The organism is Sphingopyxis sp. A083 (genome assembly GCF_001468495.1).
Lineage (GTDB): Bacteria > Pseudomonadota > Alphaproteobacteria > Sphingomonadales > Sphingomonadaceae > Sphingopyxis > Sphingopyxis terrae.
Genome location: NZ_LNSK01000001.1, coordinates 218,653 through 236,596 on the forward strand (window position 1 = coordinate 218,653; position 17,944 = coordinate 236,596).

A 17,944-nucleotide genomic window follows, 5' to 3' on the forward strand; every position below is an offset into this window, starting at 1 on the left:
GAAAATCTATAATATCGCTTCTCGCCTTGTCTCTGCTGACCGGTTGTGTCGCGGGCCCAGACTACGCCGGGCCTCCGGTAGTATACTCGGCGAACCGAAATGACGGCTTTGTCCGTGCCGGCGATAACGTCAGCGATACCGAGCCCGAGCTGGCAGAGTGGTGGCTCCTTTTGAACGATCCGCAATTGACCAGGCTAATCGAGGCCTCTTTATCGGACAACCCTTCGCTTCAGGCTGCGCAAGCCCGGATCGCGCAGGCGCGGGCATCCGTGAGACAGGAGAAGGCCGGAAGGTTTCCGACGCTTGGAACCCAGGCGACGGCTATTCAGGGCCGCTTGCCAGGCCTTGATATTCAGAACAGTGCCCCGCCTTCGGCGAGCGCGCCTGCTAGTCCGAAGGGAAAGGCGGATGACGGCCTCAGTGTCTACAATCTCGGGCTCAACGCCAATTGGGAGCTGGATTTCGCAGGAGGAACGCAGCGACGGATCGAGGCCGGCAACGCTCAGGCAGCGGCAGCGGTTGCCAATGTGGAGGATGCCAAGGTCCAGCTGACCGCCGAAGTTGCCAATGCCTATGTCAACCTGCGCGAGGCTCAGTTTCGAGCCAAAGCGTTTCGAACAGAGTGCGAGTTGCAGCAGCAAATCCTCTCGCTAACCTATCAACGGTATCAGCAAGGCGTTTTGCCCCTGTTCCCTCTCGGCAATGCAAATGCCGAGCTCGAGTTGCTCAAGTCGCAGCTCGCCGAGGCCGAAGCTGACACGGCGGTATTGCTCGATGCGCTTGCCATTCTCGCTGGACAGTTCCCCGGGACAACGGACGAAGCGCTGAAACAGATATTCGATGTTCCCCTCCCGCCGGAACAGGTCGCCGTGGGCGACCCCTCAAACCTTGTCGCACGTCGGCCCGACATCCGCGCGGCCGAACGTAGCCTGGCGGCAGCAACGGCTCGGATCGGTGTTGCGGAGGCTGCACGATTTCCGAAACTGTCATTCATGGGTATCTTGGGACTCGGCGGAACATCACCAGACGATCTATTTGATGTCAGCAACCCGTCAATTCTCGCTATACCGCAGCTGCAGTGGAACTTCCTCGATTTCGGTAGGGTCGATGCCGCGGTCGATCAGGCGAGCGCCGTACGTGCCGAGGCAGTTGCCAACTATCGACAGACAGTGCTTTCTGCACTTCAGGACGCCGAGCGTGCGTTGTCGCGCTTTGGCCAGCAGCGCTCTGCCCTTGTGGCGTTCGCGCAGATCAAGTCCCAGGCAGATGGCGCAGCCGATCTCGATCGACAACGATTTGCCAGCGGAGTGATCTCGCACGCCGACTTAAATCGCACGCTTCGCAAACAGGAGCAAGCGGCAACCGACCTCGTCCGGGGAAGGGCGGCGCTCACGCTGTCATGGATCGCCCTGCAAAAATCTCTAGGCCTGGGATGGCAAACGCAAGCAAAAACTTAATATAACCTATGCGTGTTGTTAATATGAGCTCCAAGGTGCGATATCGTTTCAGAAAGAATCTCATATGAATTTCTCCTGATCCGCACTGACGATCTCAACCTGTCGGAGCCGGCCGGCCCGAAAACTCTGCAAGCCAGGCTTCGGTCGGCCGAACGCACAATATGCAGCCGCAGAAGCCGTGGTGCGCGATCCGCGCTGGCCGAGGCGGGATGCTTGCGGTCTATAAAGCATACGGCGCCCAGCCTTGGATAGTTCTGTGTGGATGAGTCCGGTTAGGTGATCCAAGAAATGCAGTCACTTTGTGCCGGGGGAGAAATGGGAGCCTTTTGCTCACAAAAAGGCGCCGCTTTCACGTTTTCCAAGCCAAGATCCGACAGGCCGCTTTCGACCAGAGGTTGCACGCCTTACGTCGTGATCTAGCCTTTCTCTGCGGTCAGCAGCATCGAAATAAATTGCCAATCGGACCAACCGCTTTTCTTCGCGGCCGCTAAGCCCGTGAAATCGAGCCTCGCCTGGCGCACGATCGTAAGACGGCGCGAGGGGATGACATAGAGGCGCTGATCGCCCGCCCCGGCCGCGACCACCATATCGGCAGGAAGCTCGGCAGCATGGAGCGTCATGTCGTTCGAGCGGGTGACGGGATCATCGACGGGGCTTTCGCGCGGCAGCCACCAGGTCAGCCCATAGGCGGGATTGACCTCGCTTCCCTTGAAGATTTCGGCGAACGCCGCGGCATCGACGAGCGGCTTGCCGCTCAGCGTGCCGCCCGCGCGGACGAACTCGCCGATCTTCGCCCACTCCAAGGCCGCCAGCACCAAGCCTTGCGGCATGAGCGGCGCGCCATCCGGGCCACTGCGCCAATCGCCGATCGTCACACCGAGCGGCGTAAGAAGGCGCCGCTCGATATAATGGCGCGGATTGCCGTCCTCGCCCTTGGCGACGAGCTTGCGGCGCATGATCTCGCCGAAAATCTGCATCGGAGCGGGGCCATATTGGAATTTGCTGCCCGGCGCCGCGGTAAGCGGCGCCTTCACCGAGTCGAGATAGCCTTGGGGTTTGCCGATAGCCGAGGCCTGCCCGCCTGTCATCGACAGCAGCTGGCGGAGCGTGATTTGGGCTTTCGCGGGGTCGCCATTCCATTCGGCCAGCGTGTCCGAAGCCCGCTCGTCGAGCGTCAGCAGCCCGTCCTGGACGGCGGCTGCCGCCATCAGCCCGACGAGGCTCTTGGTGCCCGACCAGAGTTCTTGTGGCGTCGCGACATCTGCCGATCGGCAGCGGACCTTGCCGTCCTCCAGGATCAGCAACGCAACGCCAGCATGTTCCTCCGAATAGGCAAGCGCTTTGGCGCAGCCGGGAAGCGACCCGGGGTCGGCGGCCGCCGCTGGCTGGGCCGCAACGGCGGCGGCGAGAAGAAGAATGGTGCGCTTCAAAATCCGGCTCCCAATTTCTGATGCTTGTCATTGTTGATATTATCGATAATAATTTCATTCGCAATCTTCGATTGCTCGCACGCACTGCCCGATTAGGATGGCGCCGCAAACAGGAAAGCCGAACGGAGAGAAATGGCCGCGACGAAGACCGAAGACGACAGCGCGCCGACGCAGGACCGCGTGATCGCGCGTCTCTTGACCGACGACATCGTCGAATGGCGGATCCCGCCGGGGTCATGGCTGCGCGAGCGTGAAATCGCGGCGCGGTTCGGGGTGAGCCATGCGCCGGTGCGCGAGGCGTTCCGTCATCTCGCGCGGATAGGCCTCGTCAAGGTCGTGCCGTGGCGCGGCACCTATGTGATCGACATCGACGAGCATGCCGCGAACGAGGTCTATGAACTTTGGAAATCGCTGTTCGGTGTCGTGTGCCGTCTTGCGGCCGCCGAAATGACCGATCGCGACGGGCGCGAACTGATGCACCGGCTCGTCGAATATAAGGATGTCACTCAGCGCACCGCGAATACCTTCGAGCATATCAAGGTCTCGAACCGCATCGGCCGCTTCATCGCCAAGCGCAGCAATGCGCCGCTTGCGCTCGAACTCCTCGACCGGGTCGCGCTGCTCGCGCGCTGGCAGCACAATGTCTACACCGACAGCTATATCGAAACGCATGGCAATGACGCCGCGAAGCGCTCAGCCATTCTCTATGACGAGCTATGCCGGCACATCGTCGCGCGCGATGGCGATGCGGCCGATGCGGTCGCACGCGACCTGATCGGCGTGACACAGAACAGCTTCGGACGAGCGCTCGAGGAATATAAGGCCCGCCACGCAAAAACCAAGCCGGGCCGCCGCCGCGCCAAAGTGACATGAGCCGCCTCCCGACCGACCGCCGAACCCTGCTCAAGGCGGGCCTCGCCGCGCCGATCGCATTGCAGGCTGGCTCCGCTGCCGCCGCATCGGAGGATTTGACCATGTTCGGGCCCGAACGCCTTTTCGCCGACCTCAAAAGCTATGCCGAGGCCGGCAACAAGCAGTCGGGCGGCGCGGGCGATCGCTGGACCGGCGACTGGACGGCGAAGCGGCTGGCGAGCGCCGGTTTCGAGGTCGAACGCCAGACGTTTGACGTGCCCTGGTTCGAAGTCACCCGCTGCGACCTCACGCTCGGCGATCTCGAGGTTGCGCTCGTCGCGCAACAGCTCGCCGTCGAAACCGGTGAGGCCGGACTCGATGCGCCGCTGCGGCTCGCAGAAATCCCTGAACGCCTCGACGGGGCGATCGCTGTGGTGCGCTTGCCGCATCTCCGCTGGTCGAGCCTTGTCGATCGCGCGGTCCGGGAGCCTCTTGCCGACGCGCTGGCGCGAGGCGCGAGCGGGGTAATCCTCGTCACGACCGGACCGACGGGCGAAGCCTTGCTCCTCAATGCCCCGGCGGACCATCCGGCTTCGGACAAGCCGCTCGCGTTACTCGCGCCGCGGCTTGCTGCACCTGTAATCGAAGCCGCGCGCCATGGCGCGCCGGCAACAATGACGCTTCTTGGCCGGGGCGGCACACGCACGGCACAGAATGTCATCGGTCGGCGTGTTCGCCCCGGCCGCCCTTGGCTCGCCGTCTCGACGCCGCGCTCGGGCTGGACCGATTGCGCGGGTGAACGGGGGCCGGGCATCGCGATCTGGCTCGCGCTCGCCGACTGGATGCCCGGCGTCTTCAGGCAGCACAGCCTGCTCTTCATGTGCAACAGCGGGCATGAATATGAGAATCTCGGCGCGAGCCACATCGTCGAGAAGGTCGGTCCGCCGCCGGGCGAGACCGATTTCTGGCTGCATCTCGGCGCCAATGCCGCGACGCGCGATTATCAGGACATGCCGGGGCGCCTGCTGCCGTTGCCGAGTGCCGATCCCTATCGTTTCCTCATGACCTCGGCCGAATATGTCGAACGCGCGCGCGCGATATTCAAGGGCCAGCCGGGCATCGAGATGGCCTATCCGTCGGGTGATGGCACCGCGGGAGAACTCTCCGAAATCATCAAGGCCGGCTATACACGCCACGCGGGCGTCTTCGGCGCACACCGCCATCACCATGCCGCGACCGACGATTTATCGACCGTCGCTCCCGAGCCGCTTGCCGCTACGGCGCGCGGGTTCAGGGACCTTCTCACCGCTGTCATCCCGGTAAGCCGCTGAGCCGCACTTCAGGGGCGTTGCGCTTTTCCCGCTTGACTCGTTCGCGCTTATGCACAAAATTATCGATAATAATTGCGATAAGACGATGGGAGAGACACTATGGGACGCAAGGCGCACCTTCTTTTCTGCACGGCCGCCCTTTGGGTGTCGGCAGGCCCGGCAGCCTTCGCTCAGGATCGGCCTTCCGAGACTCCTCCTCCGGCCGACACGGCAGCAGAGGCAAGCGACGACGGCGCGATCGTCGTGACGGCCCGCCGCCGCGAAGAGCGGCTCGCGGATGTTCCCACCGCGGCTTCGGTCATCGATGCCTCGTCGCTCGCCGATCGCGGCGGTGCAACGGGCAGCGGCGAATTGCTCGCGGACCAGCCGAGCGTCCGCTTCAACAATCTGAACTCGTCGGTCACCTCCGAGATTTCGATCCGCGCCTCGTCAACGGCGCGGGCGACGAACGGCGACCCAAGCGTCGGGCTGTATCGCAACGGCGCCTATATCGCGGGCGGACCGGTGGGCGGGCGCAACTTCACGCGGCTCGACCTGCTCGACATCGGCCGCGTCGAGGTGCTGCGCGGGACGCAGGGCGCGCTCTACGGTCGCAATGCCGTCGGCGGCGCGATCAACATCATCTCGGCCGAACCCGAGTTCGATCTGTCGGGCTGGGCGAGCGCGCGCTACGGCTTCGAGAACAGCAGCTTCCAGACGCAGGGCGCGATCAACGTCCCGCTCGCCGATGGCTTGGCGATCCGCCTCAGCGGCGATCTGGTCGAGCAGGACAAGGGCTTCTTTTACAATCCGGACAATGACGTCTATTTCGACCAGCAGAAGGGGCACGGGCTGCGCGGCCAGATCAGGCTCAAACGCGGCCCCGTCGATGCGATCATCACCGCCGAAACACAGCGCCTCACCACGCCGACAATCCATTATCAGATTTTCATTCCCGCCGGCACGCCCGGCTTTCCGGGGGGCTATATCCAGGATCGCTTTCGTTACCCCTGGAACACCGCGCCGCGCGCGAGCCAGGATGTGGACGGTCTGCAGGCGCTCGTCCGCGTCGATCTCGGCGGCGCCGACCTCACTTCGACGACCTCGTTCCGCAAGCGCCGGTCCGAATATGATCTCGACAATGACGCCATCAGCCCCGCCGAACTGGCGCGCGCGCGCGCTGCGGGTCAGATCGGCGCGCTGACCCCGCTCGATCCGAGCGCGGCGTCCTATGTCGTCGATACGACCGACAATTTCTCGCAGGACATCCACGTCAGCGGGGCGAGCGATCGCTTCACATGGCTGGTCGGCGCCGAAATGCTGCTGCTCGACAGCGATTTCTCGGTGACAACGACCCGCACGCCGACCCTTGCCAATCCGTCGCCAGGCAACATCGCGCCGGCGCGGCTCCATTTCGAAAGTTATGCGGCCTATGGTTCGCTCGGTTTCGATATTACCGACAGCCTCAACCTGACCGGGGAACTGCGCTACACCCGCGACAGCCGGAGCATCTCGGCGCGGCTCTTTGATCTCGGGACGGGCCTTCCGACTGGCGGACCGTCGCGGATCATTGACGACAGCATCAACGCCGACAATCTCTCCTACAACGCGACGCTGTCCTACAAGCTCACCTCGGATGTCCTCGCTTATGGCAAGGTCGGCACCAGCTACCGCGCCGGCGGGTTCAACACGCGCCTTTCCGACCCCCGCGCGCCGGCCCCGGTGCAGGTGCTGTTCGGCAACGAAAACAGCACCTCCTACGAGCTTGGCATCAAGGGCAGTCCGATACGCCGCGGATATTTCGCCATCGCTGGCTATTACACCGAGCTTGAGGACCTAATCGCGCAGGTCGACGATGGCTGCGCGCTGACCAATGCGGCGTGCCCGGTAGCGGCGGTCGCCTATCTCACCAACGCGGGTGATGCGAAAAGCTGGGGTGTCGAGGCGGAATATAGCCAAGGCTTCGATCTCGGCGAAGGTAATGGCCGCCTTGCGCTGAGCGGCTCGCGGCAGGGGGGCAAGGTCAAGAGCGGCCGCTATGACGGGCTCGACCTGGCGCAGGTTCCCGACTGGCTTGCCTCGGCCAACCTCAATCTGCGCTACCCGGTCACGAAGGATATCGCGCTGACCAGCAATGTCCTGGTCAGCGGCCAACGGGGCGGCAAGCAGGAGCTGACGGCAACCTCGGTCGATCTCGATGACTATGTCCTCGTCAATCTTCGGGTCGGCGCCGAGTTCGGAAAGGTCAGCGTCAGCGCGTTTGCGAACAACCTGTTCGACAAGGTCTATTTCGTGGCGCAGGCGCCGACAATCAACCGGTACAGCCAGCCGCGGGTCATCGGCGTTGAAGGACGCATTTCTTTCTAGGTCGCTCACCTCGTCGGCGGCTCCGGCCGCTGGGCCGGGAAGGGAAGGAGGGCGCAATGCGGCATTTGGGGATGGCAGCACTCGCTGGCGCCGCCACGCTGACCGGATCGGTTTCGGTTGCGGCAGCGGACGCGTCACCCGCGGCGACCATCGCGCAGGGCCGACTTGCGGGCGCGAGCGAGGCGGGGATCGAGCGCTTTCTGGATATTCCCTTTGCTGCTCCGCCGGTGGGCGGGCTTCGTTGGCGCGCGCCGCAGGCACCGCCGCGCTGGGCGGGCCTCCGCGACGCTTCGAAACTCGGCGCAGCCTGTCCGCAGACGGTGCGCCCCGCGCTTGTCGCGGGCGGCGTTGCCGAGCACCAGTCCGAGGATTGCCTCCAGCTCAACATCTGGCGTCCGACGGGTGCGCGCAAGCTGCCCGTCATGGTCTGGATTCACGGCGGCGCGCATGTGATCGGCTCCGGCACCTTCCCCGCCTTCGACGGCACCGCCTTTGCACGGCAAGGCGTCGTTCTGGTGACGATCAATTACCGGTTGGGCGCGCTCGGCTATTTCGCGCACCCGGCGCTCAGCGCGGCCAAGCCGCGCGGTGAGGCGCTCGCCAATTATGGCCTGATGGACCAATTGGCCGCTTTGCGATGGGTTCAGAAAAACATCGCGGCCTTTGGTGGCGATTCTCGGCAGGTGACCTTGTTCGGCGAATCGGCCGGAGCGATCGGTGTCACGACGATCCTTGCCCAGCCCGAAGCCAAGGGCCTGTTTGCTCGCGCGATCGTCCAGTCGGGCGTGGGACTTCTCGATCCGCGCCCGCTTGCCGAACAGGAAGCGCTGGGCTCCGCGTTGGCGGTCCGCGCCGGCGCGCCGCCTGCGGCTTCGCTCGACGCGCTTCGCGCGCTTCCCGCCGCCGCGCTCGTCGCCGCTGGCGAGGTAAAGACACCGGGCGCGATGGTCGGCCCCATTCTCGACGGCGAGCTGGTGCGCGAAGCGCCCTGGCGCGTTTTTGCTCGCAGTGAGCCGATCGACGTTCCGCTCCTTGTCGGCGCCAACAGTAACGAGGCGAGCGTGATCCTCGGCATGGGCGTGCCGCCTGCGGCCGCGCTTGCCTATCTCGGCGCCGACCAGGCGGCGGGCCGCGCCGCCTATGGCACAGGTCTCGCCGACGACGAGCTGGTACGGCAGGTGCTGGGCGACGCCTGGTTCGTCGCTCCGGCGCGCTGGCTCGCGGCGCGGACGGCGGGTGGGGCTCCATCCTATCTCTATCATTTCGACTATGTGGCAGCGGCGCGGCGCGACCGTGCCAAGGGCGCCGCGCACGGCTCGGAAATTCCGTATGTGTTCGGGACGCTCGACTATCTGGCGTCGGTTGCCGGCACTGTCGGTGAGGACGATCGCCGCTTCGGCGAAGGCATCTCGGCCTGCTGGGTTGCCTTCGCCAAGACGGGCGTTCCCGGCTGCACATTGATCCGCAGTTGGCCGCGCTACGATTCCGCAAACGATCGCCTGGCGACGTTTGCGCTCCAATCGAGCGTCGTCGCCGGCTTTCGCAAGGCGCAGCTCGACCATCTGCTGAGGATTCACTTCGGGAGCGGCCAGCCCAGGCCCTAGCCCGTTCGGCCTTGCAAGGCCCTCCGTTTCGACAACGTGCAACGAAGCCGGGAGAGAGAAAATGGCTGGAAGAGGAAAATGGATTTGGCTTGCCGCCGGCGCGGCGATGGCCGGGGCTGCGGCCTTTGCGGCGCAGGGTGGGTTCGGAGGCGACGACGGCGGCGACGCGCGTCCGATGGTGCAGCTCCCGCCTGCGGCAGCCGCTGCGAAAACGACGACCGCAGCTACATCGACAACCGCTGCCGCCAGCCTGTCAACCACCGTTGGCGGCTACGCCTATGACTGGACGGCGTTGCAGGCGGCGATCGACGCCGACACCGAGGTTGATGACGGCTATATCATCGTCGGTAATGCTTCGGATCCCGACTATCTCTTCGCCTATGAGAAGGGCAGCTTCGGCATCGATCGGGTGACCCCGCTTGCGTCCGCTTCCAAATGGTTCGCCGGCGCGCTGGGCATGCGTATGGTGCAGGCCGGTATCGCGACGCTGGATGATCCGATGCGGCCGCCGCTCGCCTTCTGGACGACGAGCGGGACGAAAAAGGATGTCAAACTGAAGCACACGCTGTCGATGACGTCGGGTTTCAACGCGAGCCCGCTCGTCGGCGGCTGCCAGCTCCTTCCGGCTTATGGGCTGAATAATTGCGCCAAGAGCATCCACGACCTGCGCTACGACAGTTTACGCCCGGGCAATGCCCCCGGGGCGCAATTCAGCTATGGTCCGCATGGCATCCAGGTTGCCGCAGCCTATCTCGAGGCGAAGGATACGAGCATCGCGCCCGGCACATCGCCGTCACGCCAGCGCAATTTCCACGAATTGTTCGCGCAGCATGTAACGACCCCGCTCGGGTTGACGAGCACGACTTGGTACGATCCGTCGGGTAGCGTTCCCACCAACCCATGGGTTGCCGGAGGCGCCTATTCGACGCCGCGCGACTATGCGAAACTGTTGCGCGCTTTCCTTGGCGGGACCTTCATTACCGACATGACGAGCTTTACGCAGCAGCGCACTGCAGGCCTGCCGCGCGTTTTCGTTCCGGCAAGCGCCGCGAACTGGGAATATGCGCTGGGTTCCTTCGTCGAATGCGATACGCCTTCGGCGTGCGCGACGTCGAAGATAAATTCCTCGCCGGGCGCTTATGGGTGGACCGGCTGGATCGATCGAGAGACTGGCTACTACGCTTTGATCGCAACCGAAATCTCGAGCGGCGGCGACCGCAAGGGTGTTGAGCTGGAGCAGGTGATGCAGGACCTGATCGAGGACGCCATCGCGAACCGTACTCCAGCGCCTTGACGCCTCCCTTCAGGCGCAGCTTCGGTGAATTGCGTTAGCAGCGAGCGATTTGCGGGGCAGAAGGATGCACTTTGCCGATAAGCAAGTACAACCCTTGGTACTTTCAGGGCGGCAAAAGTTGCGTACGGTAATTCCCGATTCCCTAGTCCTCGCACGACCTTGGCGAATGTCAGCTATCTTGGATCGACGCCCGGAAGCCGCCGGTCTGAAATCGGCCAATTTCTACCAATGATTGGTGCGGCCGTGTGGGCAACACAGCTACCCGTTGCCCTCTCCAACACGCGCCGCCAGGAGCTGGCAATGGAGCTACTGTGGCGTCTGGCGTACGTTACGAGCCATTTCATCGAGATGGGGCGCCCAAGTTCCGCAGCAACTGCCGAAGATGTCGATGTGCGGATAGCGCCGGGCCAGCGCTCCGATGCGCCGACCGAGGTCAACGTGGGTGCCGTCCTTGATATGGCCGGGGTGGCACAGGTCGACTTTGTCGTTCGCGCTGGCATTTAGCTGCAAGCTGCGGAGACGACGAATCCAGTCGCCGGGTTCAAGCGCCGACTCGAATTCGAGCGGGTGCGAGAAGTTGATGCCGTAAAAGTCCGGCCTTCCGTCGCCGGATTCGGCATCTACAGCTTCTATCGCCTCTTTCCGGCTTGGACCCGATGGTTGCTATCGAGCGTGAACAATATGCTTAGCGCCAGGCCGATCCGGGCTGCGGCTCGGGCGACGCCCACCGCTTCCGGGACATTGTTAAACGTCACCGCGCTGACGAAGTCCGCTTCTGCGTGCTTCAGGGCTTCGAGACGAAAGCTGTTTAATCCTCGGCTTCTACGGCAGTGATCGTCTGGTCAAGCGAATAGGCATCGCCTCTCGGACCGAGAATCCCGCCGATCAAGATTTCGGGAACTCGGCCGTCATATGGCCGAGCCGCGATGCGTTGGAATGCGATCGATTGTTCCAGTGCATCCCAAAGCTCCTCCCGCGAATAGCCGAGTTTCGCTCCCCAACCGGGACTCGCGCGATAATCGCGGCCACTGATCATCGCAGCAAAGCCATGCTTGGCTGCATCTGGAGTAGTCACGTGGCGAGGCTTGATTGCCTTATCGTCCTGGACCATGTCTTACTCCTTGTAACCCAATCAAAGGAACGGTTCTGGCTAGAGACGTGCCCTTGCCCGCCTTAAGCGACGAGAGATTCGTCGCGCACGTCAACATCGGGATCTGCTCCGATGGCGCCAGCCAGAAAGCTCGCAAGGGCCTGCTTCCGGGAAGCATGATCGAGGGCGTAGGCGGTCAGCTTGTAATGGGCTCCGTCGAGAAGGCCCTGGATATATCCGGCGACCGTATCTGCGGCTGCGATCAGCGCGGCGTCCATTGTGTGGATATAGCGGCCGGTCACCGACCCCTTGGCATGACCGAGCAGCGCCGCGACTGTGGTTTCGGTGAAGCCGAGATCATTCGCGATGCTGGCGAAACTATGCCGCAGCACATGCGGAGTAATGCCGTCGAGCCCGCACCCGCCGAGTATCTTCGTCCAGTGGTCGGGAAGGGCACCGAAGGCATTGTCGCGGCTGGTGCCGGGAAACACATAGGTTCGAGCCTCTGACAACTCTTGTTGTTGCAGGCATTCAATTACAGGCAAGCCGACAGGCCGAACCGATTTTCCTTCCTTGCTATCTTCGAGGCGAAGGCAGCTGCCTTCGATGTCGACTTCGCTCCACCGGAGCTTGGTGAGCTCGCTGCGACGACAGCCGGTGAGCGCCAGCAGTCGGATGATCTGTGCGGCTATTTCATGTTGCCCATCGACCTCCGCCTCGCGAAGTTTGGTACCGAGCAGCCGATATTCGGCTTCCGACAAGCGGCGATCGCGAACATTGTCTTTTGGCTTGCGGAGGCCGAACGCCGGATTGGTTTCGATGATCCCCGCCTCGACTGCATAGGTCAGTATTCCTCCCAGCAAACCAATAGTTCTGGCGGCGGTTCCCGCGCCGCCTCGCACGATCGCCTTGCCTCGCAGCTTCGCTGTCCTGACGCTGACCGCTGTCTTGCCGGCCATGATGTCCTTCATCGCCTTGTTGATGTGGGCCTTGTCCAAATCTCTGACCCGCCGCGGTCCAAGCAGCGGCACGATGTGGCGATGGATGCGACCCGTATCAGTGTCGATGGTCGATTGCTTCTTCGGCCGCCCGCCTTTGCCGATAATAAGCCCAGCGTTGAGGTCCGTTAGATACGAGGTGCAAAGCTCTTTGACCGTTATCGCTTGCCTGTCGATCTGTCGCTCTTCCTGCGGATCTTCGCCTTGAGCCACGCGGCCCAGTTGAATGCGCGCTTCTCGGCGCGCCATTTCGGGGGTCCAGATGCCGTGCATGCCGATCGTCAGACGCCGGGATCGTCCCTGGGTGCGATACTGGATGATGTAGCTGCGTTTGCCAGACGCGAAGATCCGGATGCCGAAACCCGGCAATTCGTCGTCCCAGATGATATAATCCTTCACCTCGGCGACAGCCGCCTCTACAAGGCGTTTTGTGATCCTGCCCATAGGCTGCAACCTCTTCGAACCGTACCGCTTCCGCGAAAGCACCGCGTAAGCAACAGGGGGTGTATTCTCGGCGGGCCTAGGTTAGCATCGGCGGCAGCGATTTTCATCTTTCCGATGTAATATGAGTAGCTTAGGGTAGGAAAACAGGCTCTGGCGTTGAATAGCGTAGCCTGTTAGTACCCGCTCCGAAGGCAGAGGTCACAGGTTCGAATCCTGTCGGGTGCGCCAGCTTTCCGGCATTATGTCGCAAAAGAACCAAAAACTCGTTATATCATTGAAAGATGGTGATTATTCAGAGATGAAATCGCGCTGAAGTCTTAGATTGGGAACCACTCGCAACGAATCGATCTCGACTTCGGCATCGCCAGTTTCTCCGACAATTTTGTTTGCTGAGGCGAATCCGGACGTAAAGATATCAACCTTCTTCAAGGTCGAAAGCTGACGCTTCGCCCTCAAAAGATAGTATCGCGAAAGCCTTCCATCCCCACCTGTCCTTCTTTTTATCGTAGCTAAGGACTGCCTGTCCTTCGACGTCATCGCCGTCGTTGATCCGATTTACGCTAATCAAATTTGGCGGGATGAAAATGTCATTTGAAGTAAAGCCCATGCCGTTGTTGACCCTGACGGTGCTTCGAAACTTGGTCAAAACATCGGCTGACGGTGCCTCATCAGCGTTTCTGATGGAGAAGACACGGACCCGAGCACCGGACTTGGTGTAATACCTGGCCAGTGAAACGGCTACGGTCGCACCAATGCGCGGCGCTTCAGGCAGCATGGCCATCGGGCACGCCCCTTCCACGCCCCTTGTCACCACGAAATGGATGACGCTCTTGTCCTTGTTCAAGCCGTTGATTGCGGCTGTCACTTCCTTGAGAACGTCGTTATCTATACCCTGCGGTCGGGGCTGGATCCGATGAACCTTCGTGTTCCATGGCTCTTGAGCCGGCGATTCCTTTTGCAAGCGCAGCGGGTGTCCCGGTGCTTTTCCCCGAACTTCGGGATGTGAAGCAGAAACACTGATCTCTAGTGGGATTGGATTGCCCCGAATATAGATACGCCGCTTTCTTCTCTTCGACCCGTCATCCCTTACAATCTCGAACTCGTCACCCAGGCATGCGTCATACCAAGGGATATCTGCAAAGAGGATTTCTTCGGCTCGGACCTTGTGCTTGTCATAAAATGATCGTCCCGTTGCGGTGCTGGACGCCTGCATAAACCAGGGGCTTTGAGCCATCTGGGCCGCCTCTGCAGGGACTTTTTCGCTGTTCTTCTGCTTGAAGCTTATAACTCTTTCGACTTCGGCCTTGGCTTCGCCGGGCGACGATGCAGCAAGAAGCTGCGCAAATTTCAATCGGATTTTGCCGGTGAAGTTGTCGTCATCTGAGCATGACAGTGCCTTTGCATAGCATGACAAGCGCATTTCCGGATCAGATTGCAGATCCCCTATCAGATCCCAAGTCCAGGATTCGCCAGCTTTTTCCTTGGCAAACGAAATAGCAAGCGCAAGTGCGGCCTCGTTCTGATTGAGGCCTCTGAGCAATTTTGCCAGATTGAACTTGAGCCAGATGTTGTTTGGGTAACGTCTGATGGCAGCTTCGAGATGGGGCTTCAGGTATTCAAGATCGCGCTCTTCGTTGGTGCGACAGGCTTCCTTCGATGCGAACTGAATAAGGTCTTCTGCGAGCGCAGGGAATTCTCTGCCATCATCGCTGCGCGTTGAACCGAAATCCTCTTTACGAAGGTTATCAATCTTCCAGATCTTGAGAAATGGGAGGAACTTCAAGTGGCCTTGTTTGGCCACTTTTATCCCCTGCTGCATGATGCAGCTATGAAGAAGGTCAGGGCGTGAAATTCCGAGCTTGAAATACATGTTCAAATACTGCCGAATCCGGCCGATATTTCGTTCATCCAGTTTTCCGCTGTCATCTTTACCCGTCGCGCTTTTCAATGCACGAAACAGTTCCCAGCCAAATGCAACCCTGCCATCTTCATCCAAAGCATTCTCGCTGGCCAGGGTAACGTAAAGCCGGATTGCATCCTCGTGCTTCCCCGCTTTGCTAAGCGTGCGCGCTTCTTCAAGCGTCTTCCCGGATGGGGTTGAAGAGGCAAGCCACCGGTTCCTGTGTGTTGCCAGAAGTTCGTCACCTTCGGGCACGACCAGCGACGCCAGTTCATCAGTGTATCGGCGCAGTGCAGCCTGATCCGATCCCGATGAGTGCTTTTTCACGAGGTCAATCAAGACCCAGCCGAATGCTCCCTTTAGCCAGCGGTCATCCGGACTGGTTTTCAGAAAATCGACTGCAATCTGGTAAGCTTCCTCCAGATTGCCCGTTTTGCGAGCGGCCGTAATCTGCTGGGAAGGCTTCACACGATTATGTCCGTGACGACTTCGAGCACTTCACGCAGGAGGCTCAAGTCGGCACCCGACGTGAAAGCCGTAGGACTGATGGGGACGCAGTTTTTCAGCCGGTTCTTCCCATCATAGAACACATCGACGATGGCGATTTGGTCGTCCCTCTGGCAGGAATACCGCTGGCTCCATTGCTGTTCTTTCAGCGACGCGACATCAATGTCTCTTTTGCTCAAACCATCAACCAACTGGTTGTGGAAGGCCATCAGGAACGGTCGCGTAGGCAGTCCAGTAGAGGCGCCAGCTTGCCCGGATTGTCCTGGCAACGCGCCGATCAACGGCGCTAGAATCTGCATCACCTCATCCCGGAATGGGCTTTGCCGGTTCGCCGCAATCTTTCCTACTTGGTATTTGCCATTGTAGTGGATGAGCACTTTAATTCCGTCCGGCGCACGACCAAGGAAATACGCTTCCTGATATGGATAATGGGCAACATCCTCGATTTGGATATCGGTTCCCTCAAGCAGTCTACGGATGTTGGTCAGCAGATTTGCGCGAAAGGCCTCCACTGGCGACACGGGAGTGCTATTCGTCGCACCTGGCTCGGAATTGGGATGACCTGCCAACAGGTCAGGCCCCGCCACCCGGATACGCACCTCAGGAGGATTCACCAGGTAGAGGGTGCCGCTGGCTCTTGTCATTGCCGTATACAACCACCGGAAATAGTCAGCATTCCTTGGATCGCCGGCGCTCGGGCAAACGACGATCACGTGCTTCCATTCACCGCCCTGCGCCTTGTGGCAGGTAACCGCATAGCCAAACTTCGCACGAACAGCGTTGAAGTAGGGGTCCGAACACAGTGCCTGATGCAGAACGCCCGGCTCGTCACGGCGCAAATCGGGATGGCGCTTGAGGAAATCGACATACAGCGCTCGCTGCTTTTCGGCCGATAAGCCGGCCTCCCCCTCGTGAAGGAAATCATCCAGGAGCTTGACGCTCTGGATGACCTCTGTTCCGTCGGCAAGGACGAGCACAAGGTCAGCGTCACGAAAGGTCAGGGTTACCTCGACAACTTCCGTTTCTTTGGTTTCGACGTTCCTGGTGCGGAGAGTAACGCTCCGGCGCTCAACGGCTCCCTCAGTCCCTGCCACCCTAACGAATTCTCCATTCGCTAGGAAGTGACCGTTGACGAACGTATTCCCGCTGATCAGCAGGCGATCGCCCTTGGTGACGTAAGCTTGCCCTGGGAAGAGCTGTGCCCTTACAGCATGGTTTATCTCCGATGCTTCCGCGTTTGACCGAGTAATTACGATCGGCAAATCAGGTTTGGAATCTGCAAGCGCACGCATGTAGGTAGGGACGATCTCGTCCGCCCCAAGACGCTGGACATCAGCGTCGAAGTTGAAGCGCAGGCCGCCGTAATTTCCGCTCTCCAATCCCTTACGGATGGGTTGGACGTTGCGCAGAACGCCACTGTCTGCCTTTTGCCGGACAACTTGCCGTAGCTGATACTCGGCGGGCTGAATTCCAAAATTCACCCTGAGATATTCGGCATCAAGGGCCGGAGATGTGTTCATACCAACAGGGGAAAGCTGAGCGGGATCGCCTAGGAAAATGATCTTCCGGTCATTCTCGCTATTATTGAACCCGACGTAAGCGATCAGGTCCTGCAGCAGATATCCCGACCCTGAGCGATAAAAGTCGGATTCCGAATATACGTCGGAAATGAGCGAACCTTCATCGACAACATAGACCGTGTTGGCCTGATCACGATTGGCTGCGACTGATGCGTAAAACTTGAACGTTTCCAAGCCTGGAGCGCCATCTTCGTGGCCGAATTCCTTCAGGTTGCTGAAGTCATAGATCAGGCTGTGTAGGGTTCTTGCTTCTTGCTCAGCCTTTTCGCCTATGATTTTTGCAGAACGACCGGTTGGCGCGGCCACATGGCATGCACGGCCCTGCGCTGCCAGGTAGTCGATAATGCCTTGGGCGATGTAGGTTTTGCCCGTGCCGGCGTCGCCCTTGAGCAAGAGAATCTTTTGGTCGGGATTGGCCAGGAAATCGTCGACGACCGCGATGCAAGCAGTCTGGTCATCATTGAGTGCGTCCGAGAACGCTTCCTGAATGGACATGCGTGTTCGCAGATTGCGGACCCGCGGATCGACCGTCGCCATGGCGCGCGCGACATCGTCACGAATACGCCGGATTCGGTCTTCCGGGAACTTCAGCACATTTGTCGTGGTCGTAGACGCTGTGGATTCTCGATCCGGTGACGTAGTAGACTGCTCTACGGAAAGCACGCTCTGCTGCTGCCCATATGGGCGGATCATCCACTCCACATCGGGCCGCAACAGTCGACAGAACCAACAGCCAAGAGACCATGCGTCAACCAGAAGGTCGTCTATCTTCTCCGCGGGCACGCCCTTACTGTGAGCGCCCTTGTTGCCAAATTTCCGCAGTGTATGAAGCTTTGAGAGCAGTCGGCGATCCAACAAGTCGCCCTTTTCGAGCAATCGTAGCCGATCATTCAGACTATCGGCATCGACCAGTTGGATGCCAAAGTGGGCAAACAGCAATTCGACCATCTGCTCAGCATAGCTGCGCAGGCGAACAGCTGCGATTTCTGGATCGTATTCAGCTGCAGCCTCTGCCTTCTTAGCTAGATCGTAGAGGCCGGGCCAATTCTGCGCGAGGAATAAAAAGCTGTTCAGTCCAACCGAAGTCATAGTGTTCCTCGACGCCAAATGG

General features: G+C 60.6%; 13 protein-coding genes. 8 read left to right on the plus strand and 5 right to left on the minus strand.

What is annotated here, in order from left to right; translation table 11 throughout:
* The first annotated feature begins 26 nt into the window (after positions 1–26).
* Both ATE59_RS01140 and ATE59_RS18365 read left to right on the plus strand, forming a co-directional pair.
* A complete protein-coding gene (locus ATE59_RS01140; RefSeq protein WP_082657285.1) occupies positions 27–1,457 on the plus strand; it encodes an efflux transporter outer membrane subunit in 1,431 nt (476 codons plus the stop codon).
* Between the two features lie 78 nt (positions 1,458–1,535).
* Positions 1,536–1,709 (plus strand): UrcA family protein, encoded by a 174-nt coding sequence (locus tag ATE59_RS18365; RefSeq protein WP_443029273.1) that lies wholly within the window; start codon positions 1,536–1,538, stop codon positions 1,707–1,709.
* A gap of 164 nt (positions 1,710–1,873) precedes the next feature.
* On the opposite strand, the gene ATE59_RS01145 is transcribed toward ATE59_RS18365, so the two are convergent.
* Complete coding sequence (locus ATE59_RS01145) at positions 1,874–2,887, minus strand: serine hydrolase domain-containing protein (RefSeq protein ID WP_058810916.1); 1,014 nt, start codon at positions 2,885–2,887, stop codon at positions 1,874–1,876.
* 132 nt (positions 2,888–3,019) lie between these two features.
* Between ATE59_RS01145 and ATE59_RS01150 the strand changes: the two genes are divergently transcribed.
* The 6 genes from ATE59_RS01150 to ATE59_RS18345 all read left to right on the plus strand — a co-directional run bounded on the left by ATE59_RS01150 (position 3,020) and on the right by ATE59_RS18345 (position 10,818).
* Positions 3,020–3,760: a GntR family transcriptional regulator gene (locus ATE59_RS01150; RefSeq protein WP_058810917.1), complete on the plus strand. Its 741-nt coding sequence runs from the start codon at positions 3,020–3,022 to the stop codon at positions 3,758–3,760.
* Positions 3,757–5,070 (plus strand): hypothetical protein, encoded by a 1,314-nt coding sequence (locus tag ATE59_RS01155; protein ID WP_058810918.1) that lies wholly within the window; start codon positions 3,757–3,759, stop codon positions 5,068–5,070. The genes ATE59_RS01150 and ATE59_RS01155 overlap by 4 nt, the downstream gene beginning before the upstream one ends.
* A 243-nt stretch (positions 5,071–5,313) precedes the next feature.
* Complete coding sequence (locus ATE59_RS01160; protein WP_197409117.1) at positions 5,314–7,416, plus strand: TonB-dependent receptor; 2,103 nt, start codon at positions 5,314–5,316, stop codon at positions 7,414–7,416.
* A gap of 56 nt (positions 7,417–7,472) precedes the next feature.
* Positions 7,473–9,020 (plus strand): carboxylesterase/lipase family protein, encoded by a 1,548-nt coding sequence (locus ATE59_RS01165; RefSeq protein WP_082657251.1) that lies wholly within the window; start codon positions 7,473–7,475, stop codon positions 9,018–9,020.
* Positions 9,021–9,081: 61 nt separating this feature from the next.
* Positions 9,082–10,314: a serine hydrolase domain-containing protein gene (locus ATE59_RS01170; RefSeq protein ID WP_082657252.1), complete on the plus strand. Its 1,233-nt coding sequence runs from the start codon at positions 9,082–9,084 to the stop codon at positions 10,312–10,314.
* A 159-nt stretch (positions 10,315–10,473) separates the two neighbouring features.
* Positions 10,474–10,818 (plus strand): hypothetical protein, encoded by a 345-nt coding sequence (locus ATE59_RS18345; RefSeq protein ID WP_331458643.1) that lies wholly within the window; start codon positions 10,474–10,476, stop codon positions 10,816–10,818.
* Positions 10,819–11,122: 304 nt separating this feature from the next.
* Here the strand turns inward: ATE59_RS18345 and ATE59_RS18125 are convergent, their stop codons facing one another.
* The 4 genes from ATE59_RS18125 to ATE59_RS01195 all read right to left on the minus strand — a co-directional run bounded on the left by ATE59_RS18125 (position 11,123) and on the right by ATE59_RS01195 (position 17,922).
* Positions 11,123–11,425 (minus strand): hypothetical protein, encoded by a 303-nt coding sequence (locus tag ATE59_RS18125; RefSeq protein WP_231737137.1) that lies wholly within the window; start codon positions 11,423–11,425, stop codon positions 11,123–11,125.
* Positions 11,426–11,487: 62 nt separating this feature from the next.
* A complete protein-coding gene (locus tag ATE59_RS01185; RefSeq protein WP_058810924.1) occupies positions 11,488–12,846 on the minus strand; it encodes a tyrosine-type recombinase/integrase in 1,359 nt (452 codons plus the stop codon).
* 415 nt (positions 12,847–13,261) lie between these two features.
* Positions 13,262–15,214 (minus strand): DUF7017 domain-containing protein, encoded by a 1,953-nt coding sequence (locus ATE59_RS01190; protein ID WP_058810925.1) that lies wholly within the window; start codon positions 15,212–15,214, stop codon positions 13,262–13,264.
* Positions 15,211–17,922 (minus strand): ATP-dependent DNA helicase, encoded by a 2,712-nt coding sequence (locus ATE59_RS01195; protein ID WP_058810926.1) that lies wholly within the window; start codon positions 17,920–17,922, stop codon positions 15,211–15,213. Before ATE59_RS01195 ends, ATE59_RS01190 begins: the two co-directional genes overlap by 4 nt.
* Positions 17,923–17,944 lie beyond the last annotated feature (22 nt).